Genomic DNA, 13555 nt, shown 5'->3' on the forward strand with positions numbered 1-13555 from the left:
TCGAAGTGATTATTTATTGCTTGATCTAAGGTATTCATTTTTATCATTGTACAGCTCCTTTTTTTGTATCTTGTCTGTACTATGTTTTCTTATAAAAAATCAATACCTTAGATCAAATTAAAAAAGTGTCGTGTACTATGAGTATTTACAAGTTATTTCGCTATATCAAAAGGCCTAGCATCAAAAAAGAGTTCAATCCTCTGAATCAAATTATCTTGAATAGTCAATAAAGCAGCTGTACGCACCGTAATAGCAGGCTCAAAAAATTCCACATCATAAGCCAACATGACATGATCTTCTGAACTGCATATAACACGCACGTCATATGTCTTAAACAAGTCCATAAACCCTTTTAAGGTTTCACAATATTTTTCTTTTCCCTTAACTTCTGATAGTGGTCCCAAAAATTCCACATCAGGGTGCAAATAAGTCGCAATCTTTTCAATATTCTTCTCACTCATAGAGGTGCAATATTCTTTTGCAATCTCCACATTACTTTTAGCCATTATAATCTCCTTCTAAACATTATTAATACCTCAAATTGGTTATAGTTAACTACATTCAATGTGTCAATATAAAAAAATAACTATACCCAAATGATTTGGAAATGCCGATTTTTGAGTCTGAGATTTGAGGTGATTTTTGATGCCGAAAATTTCGATAGATAGTTGTTTTACCTTAGAAATTTTTGGTTCAAAAAGCGACCAAAGGTCATCGGCTAAAAGCGGTAGTTTCAGATTATTTGGGTATATATATTTAATTTCTCACCATTAAAAACATACCTATGTTAGGATCTTCCTATAAAAAACAAATTACGAGACACAAACTTTATGAACAACAAAGATAATAAAGTACGAAGAAGTTACACTTCTGAATCTAGAGAAACTCAAGCGGCCCTTACACGCAATCGCATTCTTATTTCAGCCAGAAAGCTTTTTGAAGCCGAAGGATTTGAACGCGCAACAATTGAAAAATTAGCACAAACGGCAGAAGTGTCAATGCCCACAATTTACGCTTTATTTAAATCCAAACGCGGTGTTCTGGGCGCCTTAATGGATGAAGCTTTTCCTGCGCACCATGTGTTGCACGCAGAAACCAAACAAGAAAAATCACCCAAAAAACGCCTTATGATCGCTGCTAAAATGTCGCGCCAAATGTACGATATTGAACGCACACAACTTCATCTTTTTCAAAGTGCTGCCGTTTTAGCACCCGAATTCAAACAGCTTGAAAAAGAAAGAGAAGAACGTCGCTATACAAGGCTAGAAGAATCCATCAAAACAATGGCGCTTGAAAAATCTTTTAAAAAAGAACTCGATCCGTCTAAAGCACATGATATATTATGGGCTCTTACAGGGCGCGATTTGTATCGCATGCTTGTGATTGAACAACATTGGAACTCAGATGAATATGAAAATTGGTTAAGCCAAATATTAATCAAAACACTCATTGATGACGATTATAATGAGCTCTAAAAATTATAACCTTAATAGTATGTGCATTCACAAATAACAAAAAATTATGTATATTGATTTTCTACATTTCAGAAATTTTATGTATAGCCGATAGACTTGAGAAGTAGACAAGGAACAACGAACGAAGTGTATCCCTATATACATAAGTGAGGCGTAACGATGTATCCTTCCAACGTCTATTGACTATAACCCATAATCAAGGAAAACTATGCGACATTTTTTAAGCAAATCATTACGTACATTAGCTGATATTTTCGCTTATTTTTTTATTTTCATTCTTATTATTATCGGGTTTACCTTTCATTTTTTATCTCAAGAAGGTCCCCTTCAACATGAATCTGTTGTTCTCATCGAACAAGGTGATGGCTTAAGTGAAATTGGTCAAAAACTTGTTCGTCAGCAAATTATTTCGTCTTCATTTTTATTTTCAGCTTTCACGCTTTTAAAAGGCAATGCCAAAAAATTACGTTATGGTGAATATGGATTCAAACCTCATATGAATCTTGATGAAATCATTGACCATTTGGCTTTTGGCCCCACCATTCGACATAAATTTCTGGTGAAAGAGGGCGATACTGTCAGTGATATTCGGACAAGACTCGCCCAATTAACAAATCTGAAAGGTGATTTACCGTACCATACACCTGAAGGTGTTTTAATGCCTGAAACCTATTATTATGAATATGGCGATAAACGCGCATCACTTTTAAATCGAATGAACAAATCAATGCAAGAAACTTTAGGTGATTTATGGCACAAACGTGCTCAAGACCTACCTTTTTCAACACCTTTAGAAGCGCTTATTTTAGCGTCTATCGTTGAAAAAGAAACACGTCTGCCCGAGGAAAGACCACGTGTTGCAGCTGTCTTTATAAATCGTTTAAAACTAGGCATTCCGTTGCAAGCCGATCCAACTGTTAATTACGCCATTACAAAAGGCGAAACAATATTGGATAGACCTTTATCGCGTAAAGACTTATCCTTCCCAAGCCCATACAACACCTATATATCCAAAGGATTACCGCCCGGGCCCATTTGCAATCCTGGCAAAGATACGCTTGCTGCCGTTTTAAATCCCCAATCGACTAAAGAGCTTTATTTTGTTGTAAACGGCAAAGGCGGCCACGAATTCGCCGAGAGCCTTGAAAAACACAATAAAAATGTATCTAATTGGCGTAAGAATAAATAAGCATTTGATATTCCTAACTAATAATCTTTAATTTTTTCGATGTTAGACTATAGTCGATAGACTTGAGGAGTAGACAAGGAACAACGAGCGAAGTGTATCCTTATATACATGAGTGAGGCATGACGATGTATCCTTCCAATGTCTATCGACTATACTCTTATTCAGGTGAAATATAACCAAGCCCCAAGGTATGATCATTAGGATCAGTAAGAATCGCCTTATCAAGAATCATGTTTTTAAGATCAAAAACCATTAAATCAGGGTTTTCATTTTTGAGTCGTGCTGCATATGCTGCAAGAAAGGGTGTCGCCAAAGAAGTGCCCTCAATTTCTTCATTGTTTCTTACAAAATTGCCTTTTGTATAAACAAAATGATCACGTGATAAGAAATTTGAGTAATTGCTATAATGTTCCTTCTTACCATCAGTATCGCATGCACCCACAAAAAGTATATTTTTAACTCCTTCATGCGCTAAAAGCGTCTCGAATGAAGAATAAATTTGTCTGTTATGATTTCCTGCAAGAATGAAAAGAAATGTATTTGTTTCAATTAAAGTATCCATTATAGCTTTTAAAAGAGGTAAATCATAACCAAAACATGGATAAAATGAACAAGAAATAATGTCATATTTTTTTTCTTTTAAAAAAGTCTTAAAATTATCGCAAATTTTTTGATAAGTACCACCCTCTTTTGAAAAAGAATTAAATAACTCTTCATCCTTGTAAAGCACGTCAATTTCAGTTAATTCGGGGTTGTAAGAATCATAAACAGACAAAATATCAAGTGCATGACTTGTTTGTTCTTCATTTCTTTTTTTAAAAATAGTCTTTTCACCAATAGAATAACTTTCATGAATTGTGAATGAATTTTTGTACAGAGGCTCAAAAAAACCTAATGGCTCAAAAATTAATATTTTAGTAGCTTCTACTAAATGATTTTCAAAAAAGCAAAAAAGAATAAAGAGTAAAACAATTCTTTTAGATAAATTTTTTAATTTAATCAATTTAGATTTTCCTATCAACAATTTTAATTTCAACAATCTTATATATAACAAAATGATTCGAAAATACTACAAACTTCCTACGTCCCGCGGCTTGTCCGAGGGATCCATGGTGCAAAAGTGTACAGAAATCGTTTATTGAAACTTTTTGGACGCTTTCTGGATCCCGCGAACAAGTCGCGGGACGTAGGAAGAGGGTGGCGTTCACACTTTTGGGAGGCATAGGAGGAGGGATGGTGCCCATCCACTTGTAGCGTTTTCAAGTCATTTGACTATAACAATTTATTTTTACGTTCAAACAAAAAAACCCCGTCTAAACGGGGTTTTTCTTGATATCCAGTCTAATGAAAAAAATTACTCAGCCTTTTTTTCATTTTCGACTACACCCATATCTTCAGGAATCGGGAGCGTGATAAAGTTTTCACTTCCTGATCTATTTGCCCAAAGAAGTAACACAGATTTATCTGCTTTACGACTTTCTGCAATTGCATTTTCAATATCTTTAGCGGATGTTACTGGTTTTTGACCAACTTTTGTTATGACGTCACCTACTTTTAAACGCCCGCGTGCAGGACTCATAGGATCCATATCAACAATAACAACACCACTTATTTTCTTGGAAATACCATATTTTTCCTTAAGAGCAGGCGTAATTGGTGAGAACGTCAATCCAAGAACATCAATCGTTAATACATTTGATTTTTTGTCTTGTTTGCCTTGAGTTCCTTCAGCATCATGTTTACCATCGCCAAAAATCTTTGTACGATCACCAACTTTAATTTTAAGTGTTACTTCAGCACCCACACCACCTTCATTTGAACGCCAAACTTTCATCTCAACTGTTTTACCAATCTCTGTATTAGCAACAGCTTTAACGAGGCCTGAATCGTCTTTAATCTCATGGCCATTAAATGATAAAATCACGTCACCAGGCTTTACGCCTGCTTCTTTAGCTGGTGATTCATCTTGAACATTGACAACTAAAGCACCAACATCTTCTTTTAGACCCAAAGACTTACCAACATCATCACGAAGCTTGTCTATAGCAACACCAATCGAGCCACGCTGAACCTTGCCGCCTGCTTTAAGTTTTTCGATAATGGGACGCGCTGTCGATGAAGGAATCGCAAAACCAATCCCAGCACTAGCACCCGATGGCGATAAAATAGCCGTGTTAATACCAATGATTTGGGCTGTACTTGCATTAACCAATGGACCACCCGAATTACCAACATTAATAGGCGCATCCGTTTGAATGAAATCATCAAATGGTCCACCACCAATGTTGCGTCCTAAAGCTGACACGACACCTTTTGTCATTGTAAGGCCTAAACGGAAAGGATACCCAAAAGCAAGCACCCAATTACCTACCTTAAGTTTATCAGAATCACCCCATTCTATAACTTGAAGCTTTTTCTTTGTTTCTACTTTTAACAAGGCAAGATCTGTATCTTTATCTTGCCCAATAATTTTTGCATTTATTTTAGAGCCATCTTGGAAAGTAACTTTAATTTCCTTAGCATCTTCAACAACATGGTTATTTGTTACAATATATCCATCTGGATCAATTACAAAACCAGTTCCCAATGCTTGTGCTGGTCGCATTTGACGACGAGGTTCTTCCATTTGTGGTCCACCCATACCAGGTCCACCAAATCCAAAACCAAAAAACTCGCGCAACATATCTGTTGGGTTTGCTTTAACCATCTGGGTTGTTGTCACGTTGACAACAGCATTTTTAACCTTATCAACAACCGGACTAAAATCTGGCAATTGCACAAGACCTTGTGGTAAAGGCTCAGCGGAAGCTTCAGTTGCTTGTGCTTGACTCAGTGGTAGTAACGTAATAGCTAAAATAAAACTTATTTGAGAAAATTTTAATGATGTTCTGCGCTTCATTGTACTCACTCTCCTGTAAATAGTGTAGCAAAACAGTTAAAAGAAATATGTTACAATATATAGCATTTCAACTGTTTTGTTAAGGGGACAGATACAAAATTTTTGCTCTGTTTTTTATTATTTGTTTATATATTCTAGTTTAACAAATCATTCAGATTATGAGGCAAAGTCTAGAAAGGCAGAGAACCGAAACGGAGTGTACTTCTTCGTACATGAGTATCGGAAGCGGATGCCTGACGACGAATTTGCCCATAATCTGAACGATTTTATTGACGACCAATTTTTTTGCCAAAAAACTTCATAAACTCACTATTAGGTGACAACAACAATGTTGTATCTCCTTTTGAAAGTGATGTTTTATAAGCCTCTAAGCTTCTATAGAAATCATAGAATTGTGGATCAATTTGATAAGCATCAGCGTAAACTTGAATCGCTTGTGCATCACCCTGCCCGCGTAATATTTCAGATTCTTTTTGTGCTTCTGTAATAATAACAGTACGTTCACGTTCAGCACTTGATCTAATCTTTTGTGCAAGCTCCGCACCCTGCGCACGAAATTCTGATGCTTCGCGTTCACGTTCGCTTCGCATGGATCTGTAAATCGCTTCACTTGTTTGTTGGGGTAAATCTGCACGTACAATACGCACGTCAATAATATCAATCCCCAATTCTGTTGAGTTTAATTGAAGCTCTGTACGAATCTTTGTCATGATATTTTTACGTTCAGCCGACAAAAGTGCCGTCAATGTAACGGAACCCAAGACTTTACGTAAATTCGTGTCAAGCAACCCGCTTAAACGTTCCTGCGCACGCGCTTCTGAACGAACAGCACGGTAAAACTTTAATGGATCAATAATTTTATACCGTGCATAAGCATCAATATCGATACGTTTTTGATCCGACAGCAATACTTGTGGAATAGGTGGCGCTACATCTATTACCCTTTTTTCAAGATAAGACACATCTTGGATGAAAGGTATTTTAAATTTGATACCAGGTGTTGTGTGAATTGTTTTATATTCACCAAATTGCAACACCAACGCTTGCTGCGCTTGATTGATAATGAAAAACGAATCAACAGCACAAATGATAAGACCCGCTAGAACGACCAACGAGAATAATAATTTTTTAGACATTATAAATGTCCTCCTAATGGCTGTTGTTGTTGCTGTGGGACAGCATTTTCAGGACCTTGAATTTGTCTTTTAAGTTCAGGAAGCGGCAAGTAAGGCACAACTGGTGAGGCACCACTTGATTTTTCATCACCCAAAATAAGTTTCGCTGAATTTTTAAGCACTTGCTCCATTGTTTCGATATACATCCTAGTTGTTGTTACATCTTTTGCAACTTTATAGGATTCATAAATGGATTTAAAACGTTGCGCGTCACCTTGTGCGCGATTCAAAATACTTTCTTTATACGCAAGCGCATCTTGATTTATTTTTTCGGCTTCACCACGTGCGACAGGAATAATACCATTACGATAGGCTTCCGCTTCATTACGCAAGCGATCTTTATCAGCACTAGCACGCAAGACTTCGTTAAATGCATCAACAACGGGTTTTGGCGCATCAATAGATTTCGGTGCAACCGATCTAATCTCAATCCCTGCCCCATAACTATCCAAAATGGATTGTAATAATTCACGCACGGAAGCTGCAATTTCTTCACGACCTTCTGTCATTGCGCGTTGAATAAGGGTTGACCCAATCACGTCACGCATCGCACTTTCAGCAGCATCTTTAACAGCACGTTCAGGATTACGTACATTGAATAAATAATTGCCAGGATCTTTAATCATCCAATAAACAACAAAATTCACGTTGATAAAGTTTTTATCACCCGTGATCATGCGGCTTTCTGATTCAACTTCTTTGGCTTCGCCCCTAGAATCGCTTCTAAAACCGATTTCAACTTGGTTCACTGCGGTCACTTTAATGGGGATATATTGTTCGATCGGGTAAGGCCAATGATATCGAAGACCAGGTTCTGTTGTATCCGTCCATTTACCAAAACGTAAAACAACACCTTTTTCATCTTGTTGAACACGGTAAATACCTGTTAATGCCCAAATAACGATAATGGCCAGTAAAATAAGCCAAATCCACATCTTCGTATTACCAGAGGAGTGATTATTCCAGAAATCTTTAACTTTATTCCAGGACTCACCAAATTCAGGAGGACGGGGTCCATTACCACCACGATTCCCATTATTATTGCCTGAATTGTTTCCCCAAGGGTTTTTGCCCAATGGATTTTGGCCGCTACCCCAGGGGCCGCCGCCTTGATTATTCGAAGTCATGTGATTCTACCCTACACATTCAAAATATAATTCATATATCATTCATATACGGATTTGAGCAGAACATCAATACACGAAAGTATAACGAAAATGACATTAATCCTTGAAAAACAAAATGTTTTAAACATCTTATCAAGCATTCTTCATCCAAAATCTGCAAAAGATATTGTTGCTTTAAACCTTGTGAAAGGTCTTTCTGCAACAGAAAACAAAATTACATTCATTCTTGATTATTCTCCAGCTGATGCTGAATTTATGCCAAAAATTAAAGAAAATTGTGAAATCACGCTCAAAAAGAACTTTGGAGATGTCACGATCAATATCGCAACATCAAAACAAACACTCAGTGAACCTGCTTTGCCACCCTTAAATATTAAGCATAAAATTGCTATTTCTTCTGCAAAAGGGGGTGTTGGCAAATCAACAACAACGATTAATTTAGCACAAACACTTCAACAAAAAGGCTTCAAAGTTGGCATCTTAGATGCTGATGTCTATGGTCCATCCATCCCGCTTCTTATGGATATTCATGATAAACCGCAAAGCGATGGCAAAATGATTGTGCCACTTGAAAAACATGGCATTAAAGCCATGTCCATTGGATTCCTCATGCCAAAAGATGGCGCTGCTGTTTGGCGCGGCCCCATGGTATCAAGCGCTGTCCAACAAATGATCTATCAAGTCGCTTGGGGCGAACTTGATTATTTGCTCATCGATATGCCGCCCGGCACAGGCGATATTCATTTAACGATTGCGCAAAAATTGGCGTTAACGGGCGCCATTATTGTTTCAACCCCCCAAGAAATCGCCATCCAAGATGCTTTAAAAGGCATTGAGATGTTTAAGAAAACGCATGTACCCATTTTAGGTATGATTGAAAATATGAGCTATTTCATTTGCGATGGATGTGACAAAAAGCATTATATCTTTGACAAAGATGGTGTCAAAAAAGCTGCAGAAAGATTGGATATTCCTTTTTTGGGTGAAATCCCTATTGAACTAAAAATCCGTGAAGAATCTGATCGAAATGCTTCTTTCAAAGAAAAAAATTACTTTCATTATTACAATAAAATAATTGAAAAACTATCTAAAGATTAATCAGTTTTTAATAATTCATGCATTAAAATGATTGTATGAGTTTAGGGAGGAACACAATGAAAAAACTAATCGTAAAAACATTCATTTTATTATCCTTGGGTTTTATTGCATTTGATACGAATGCTGCAAAAATTGGACAATTTTTTGTTAAAAACCCTGATGGAGCTATTGTCTATATAACACCAGATGAAGCAAAAGAAAAATCAAGAAAAGGTGAAAAAGTCTATTTTCAAAAACATGGGAGTAGAGCACGCATCATAACAAAAAATTCGACTTTATTTCCACCTGATTGATTTTTATCAATCTACCGGACAAAAAATGAAATTGCTTCGGTTTTACCTCTCCCCTTGTGGGAGAGGTCGGCGCGCAGCGACGGGTGAGGGGTATCTAAAGCGTTTACAAAGTGCAATACCATCATGCCATAATCTAAGCATTGCTAAACAAATACTCATCTCTTCAAAATTGTAAAATACCCCTCACCCGCTCCCTTTGGTCGAGACCTCTCCCACAAGGGGAGAGGTGAAAAAAACCCTTCTTTTGAAGGGCTTTTGGTAAAAAATTGTTTTCACGTGTACATTATCACCTTCATTGATAAGCAAAAAAATAAATTTAAAAATTTTATTAAATTACAAGCATGCAAATCCTTCCTTAATGAGACATAACCTGCTATTTTGATTATATTCGTTCAAAATGCTAACGATTATATAATGTTTTTGCTTTAAATTAAGAGAAAGTATGAGGAATGAGGTGTAGTCTTTTCCTACATGATAGCTGTTTAACACCCTATTAACCTAAATGGAAAATACTATACTTAAACATCTGCTAAAGTGCTATGTTCTCCCCACATCGTCATCGCGAACCCACGTTAGAGGGTGTGGCGATCTCAATTTTTCAAGGAGATTGCCACGGGGCCCCTTTTTAAATTTGGCCCCTCGCAATGACGACGGAGGGAAGATTGCCACGCAGCTCCACTGCCCACAATGAAGGATGTAATTGTTATCCTTTTAAAGCCCGCCCATCTAAGTAATGGGAAACGCGCAACAACGAAACAGAACATGTTTCTAAAAATAACCTCAACTTCGGGTTAACTAAAAACTATTATTAAGGTTAAGAATGTCAGTACAACATATGCAAAACACACCACAAGATGATTTACTTTCAAGCCTAAATGGTGAACAACGCAAAGCTGTTGAACATCTTGATGGCCCCGTTTTAGTACTCGCAGGCGCAGGTACGGGTAAAACAAAAGTCTTAACCTCTCGTCTATCTAATTTGTTATTCCAAGGCAAAGCACGCGCCTTTGAAATACTCGCGGTCACCTTCACCAATCGTGCTTCACGCGAAATGAGAGAACGTGTTGGCCATATGGTCGGCAATGTCGTTGAAGGTTTATGGCTTGGGACGTTTCACTCAATAGGTACCCGTATTTTAAGACGTCATGCTGAATTGCTTGGATTTAAATCCAGCTTTTCCATTTTAGACGCTGATGACCAATTACGCCTTGTAAAACAACTCATTGAAGCTGAACATATTGACGATAAAAAATGGGTCCCTAAATCCATTTTAGGCCAATTTCAGCGCTGGAAGGATCGAGGTCTTACCCCTGAACGCGTCTTACAACAAGGTGGCGAAGATTCTTATTTAGGTCACTTATATAAATTGTATCAAGAAAGACTCCAAATCCTGAACGCCATGGATTTTGGTGATTTATTGCTTCATTGCTTAACGCTGTTTGAATTACATCCTGAAATATTATCTCAATATCAAACAATGTTTAAATATATTTTGGTGGATGAGTATCAAGATACGAACGTTGCGCAATATTTATGGCTTCGTCTTCTGGCCCAAAAACATAAAAATATGTGTTGTGTCGGTGATGATGACCAATCTATTTATTCCTGGCGCGGCGCTGAAGTGAAGAATATTCTGCGTTTTGAAACAGATTTCCCGGGCTGCTTGGTTGTGCGTCTTGAGCAAAATTACAGATCAACAGGTCATATCTTAAGTTGTGCATCAGCGCTTATTTCACATAATGAAAATCGACTTGAAAAAACATTATGGACCGATGTTGATGGTGGCGAAAAAATTACCGTGCGTGGCGTTTGGGATAATGAAGATGAAGCCCGTTTTGTGCTTGATGAAATTGAAACGCTGAATCATCGAGGCCATAAATTACATCAAATTGCGATCCTTGTCCGTGCAGGTTTTCAAACCCGCGCATTTGAAGAACGTTTCATTAAAATTGGCCTGCCTTACAAAGTCATTGGCGGCTTACGTTTTTATGAACGTCAAGAAATTCGTGATGCCATCGCCTATATGCGTGTTCTTGTCCAACCCGATGATTCACTTGCCTTCGAGCGCATTTTAAATGTCCCCAAACGTGCCATAGGACCACAAAGTGTTCAAATGCTGCATAATTTAGCGCGAGAACAAAAAAAATCACTTTACGCCATTGCCTATGAATTGGTTGAAACCGATGAATTACGCCCTCAAGTCAAGCGTAACATGAAAAAACTCATCGATGATTTCGAACGTTGGCGCGATCTTTTAAATTACACAGACCACGCGAATCTGACCGAGCAAATGCTCGATGAATCAGGCTATACATCGATGTGGCAAAATGATAAAACCCCTGAAGCGCCAGGTCGTCTTGAGAACTTAAAAGAATTAATGCGTGCCTTGAGTGAATTCGAAAATCTACAAGGATTTTTAGAGCATGTAAGCCTTGTTACCGAACGCGCCGAAAAAAATTCAGGTGATGAAGTGATCTTAATGACACTTCACAGCGCCAAAGGCCTAGAATTTGAAACCGTATTTCTTCCTGGTTGGGAAGAAGGTGTATTTCCGCATCAAAAATCACTCGATGAAGGTGGTTCTTCAGCACTTGAAGAAGAACGTCGCTTAGCTTATGTGGGCTTGACGCGCGCCAAGAAAAAAGCATTCATCACCTATGCCGCCAATAGACGTATGTATAATCAATGGCAAAGCGCCTACCCTTCCCGCTTTTTAGCTGAACTCCCCAAAGAAAACATTATAGAGTCCTCCCCACGCGGTGTCGCCTCCCCTTATAAAAACAATGATAATAGCTCCTATAATCGAGAACCTTCTTTTGGTAATAGGTCTTATGGATCCAGTGCGCCACAACGTCAGCTTAAATCGCCTGTCTATGGCAGTAGTTCAAATACGGGACATTATGATTGGGAAGTTTTGACACCCAAAGATTCTGGCTATAAACCAGGCGATCAAGTTTTCCACGAAAAATTCGGTAATGGAACAGTGTTAGGCACAGATGGCCAAAAATTAGATATTGATTTTGGTAAAACAGGTATTAAAAAAGTAATGGCGAATTTCGTTAAGAAGGGATAAAAAATTATCAAAAGTAAAGGGGCATATAGTAATGCCCCTTTATAAAACTAATCATCTAATTTTAGTTTTTTTAGACTCATTATCATTACACCAAGACTCTTTTCGTTTACCAGGCATAATACTCTCACTAAACTCCATATCTTCTTGTAGGATTTCATCTTCACATTCCGAATCATCTTCATAAATCGCATCTTCCATAGCATCATCAAAGGAAACGCTCGATTTTCCATTTTGATAAAGATCTAACAAATATTGAGCGACCGAAGGGGTTTGAGGCGTTGGAATGTCAAATAAACATGGTGTATTTGGCACAAAAGAAGCATCTATAAGGGTCTGAACTTTCTCATCATTTAATGATTGCACTTTGCTTAAAAGTCTCTGCTGTTCGTTTTGATCGCCTTGTTGGGCCAATAATTTTTTACGTTGATAATATTTTTTCTGAGTTTCTTTACCTTTATCCGATTGGTAATATTTTTTCTTATATTCTTTACGTTTATCCGATTGTGTATATTTTTTCCGAGATTCTTTATATTTATCAGATTGTTCATATTGTTTCCGATATTGCTTACATTCCGTTTTTCTATATTTTACAATCCGATCATGTCTTGGCTGGATAAAATCGTTTACACCATCTTCATTTAGTTCTTCAGCTTCCAAAAGAATAGCAACAAGATTTAATAACATTCCTTTATTGTTTTTTGGAAATTTTTTATCAAATCTAAAATTAATTTCAGCCTTATTTTTATTTTTTTTGATCTTCGCCAAAAGAGGTAAATATTTATTTTCTTTTTGCTGACGAAATTCGTTGATTGTTTCTTCTGTTTTTACCCCCCCTTCAATTTGTTGTTCAGCCAATTCATCAATATAAACTTTAAGATATATTGGCATATTTTTGCTATATTCATAATCAGGTAGAAGCGCATCAATAAAAGTCGCATTCAATATGAACAAAACAAACAAAAAATTTTTTAATATTTTTCTTACCATAAAAGCCTCCGTTTAATAAAAAAATATAAATATTTAATAACGCAAAAAGATATCATAAAATTTTGATGAATTCAATAAAATATAAAAATATATATTTAATTAATTGAAAATAAACGTATAAAAGTCTATGGCTTTTTGTTAGTACTATAAAACATACTTTAATTATTAGAAATTTGGCATGACGTAATATATAGTTAAATGACTTGAAAGGCTACAGGTGAACGAGCATCACCCCTCCT

The 13555-nt window shown here is 36.9% G+C and carries 11 protein-coding genes; 5 read left to right on the forward strand and 6 right to left on the reverse strand.

Annotation, left to right across the window (positions count from 1 at the left end):
• Positions 1-152 precede the first annotated feature (152 nt).
• The gene (locus Q8L85_02995; protein ID MDP1723648.1) at positions 153-506 is read right to left on the reverse strand and encodes a nuclear transport factor 2 family protein; all 354 of its coding nucleotides are present in this window, start codon (positions 504-506) and stop codon (positions 153-155) included.
• Between the two features lie 324 nt (positions 507-830).
• Here Q8L85_02995 and Q8L85_03000 point away from each other — a divergent pair, with 324 nt between their 5' ends.
• Positions 831-1475 carry a TetR/AcrR family transcriptional regulator gene (locus Q8L85_03000; GenBank protein ID MDP1723649.1) on the forward strand — a complete coding sequence of 215 codons (645 nt, stop codon included), beginning with the start codon at positions 831-833 and terminating at the stop codon, positions 1473-1475.
• A 208-nt stretch (positions 1476-1683) separates the two neighbouring features.
• Positions 1684-2664, forward strand: a complete 981-nt coding sequence (gene mltG, locus Q8L85_03005; GenBank protein ID MDP1723650.1) for an endolytic transglycosylase MltG — start codon at positions 1684-1686, stop codon at positions 2662-2664.
• A 157-nt stretch (positions 2665-2821) separates the two neighbouring features.
• On the opposite strand, the gene Q8L85_03010 is transcribed toward mltG, so the two are convergent.
• From Q8L85_03010 to hflK, 4 genes are all read right to left on the reverse strand, one after another.
• The gene (locus Q8L85_03010; GenBank protein ID MDP1723651.1) at positions 2822-3667 is read right to left on the reverse strand and encodes a S8/S53 family peptidase; all 846 of its coding nucleotides are present in this window, start codon (positions 3665-3667) and stop codon (positions 2822-2824) included.
• Positions 3668-4018: 351 nt separating this feature from the next.
• Positions 4019-5563, reverse strand: a complete 1545-nt coding sequence (locus Q8L85_03015; GenBank protein MDP1723652.1) for a Do family serine endopeptidase — start codon at positions 5561-5563, stop codon at positions 4019-4021.
• 266 nt (positions 5564-5829) lie between these two features.
• Positions 5830-6699 (reverse strand): protease modulator HflC, encoded by an 870-nt coding sequence (locus Q8L85_03020; protein ID MDP1723653.1) that lies wholly within the window; start codon positions 6697-6699, stop codon positions 5830-5832.
• On the reverse strand, positions 6699-7865 hold the full coding sequence (hflK, locus tag Q8L85_03025; GenBank protein ID MDP1723654.1) for an FtsH protease activity modulator HflK: 1167 nt from the start codon (positions 7863-7865) through the stop codon (positions 6699-6701). The genes Q8L85_03020 and hflK overlap by 1 nt, the downstream gene beginning before the upstream one ends.
• A 90-nt stretch (positions 7866-7955) precedes the next feature.
• Between hflK and Q8L85_03030 the strand changes: the two genes are divergently transcribed.
• From Q8L85_03030 to Q8L85_03040, 3 genes are all read left to right on the forward strand, one after another.
• On the forward strand, positions 7956-8963 hold the full coding sequence (locus tag Q8L85_03030) for an Mrp/NBP35 family ATP-binding protein (protein MDP1723655.1): 1008 nt from the start codon (positions 7956-7958) through the stop codon (positions 8961-8963).
• Between the two features lie 56 nt (positions 8964-9019).
• Complete coding sequence (locus tag Q8L85_03035) at positions 9020-9256, forward strand: hypothetical protein (protein ID MDP1723656.1); 237 nt, start codon at positions 9020-9022, stop codon at positions 9254-9256.
• Positions 9257-10076: 820 nt separating this feature from the next.
• A complete protein-coding gene (locus Q8L85_03040) occupies positions 10077-12329 on the forward strand; it encodes a UvrD-helicase domain-containing protein (GenBank protein ID MDP1723657.1) in 2253 nt (750 codons plus the stop codon).
• A gap of 51 nt (positions 12330-12380) precedes the next feature.
• Here the strand turns inward: Q8L85_03040 and Q8L85_03045 are convergent, their stop codons facing one another.
• A complete protein-coding gene (locus Q8L85_03045; protein MDP1723658.1) occupies positions 12381-13316 on the reverse strand; it encodes a hypothetical protein in 936 nt (311 codons plus the stop codon).
• Positions 13317-13555: the final 239 nt, after the last annotated feature.

The sequence above is a fragment of the Alphaproteobacteria bacterium genome (assembly GCA_030680745.1).
Lineage (GTDB): Bacteria > Pseudomonadota > Alphaproteobacteria > JAUXUR01 > JAUXUR01 > JAUXUR01.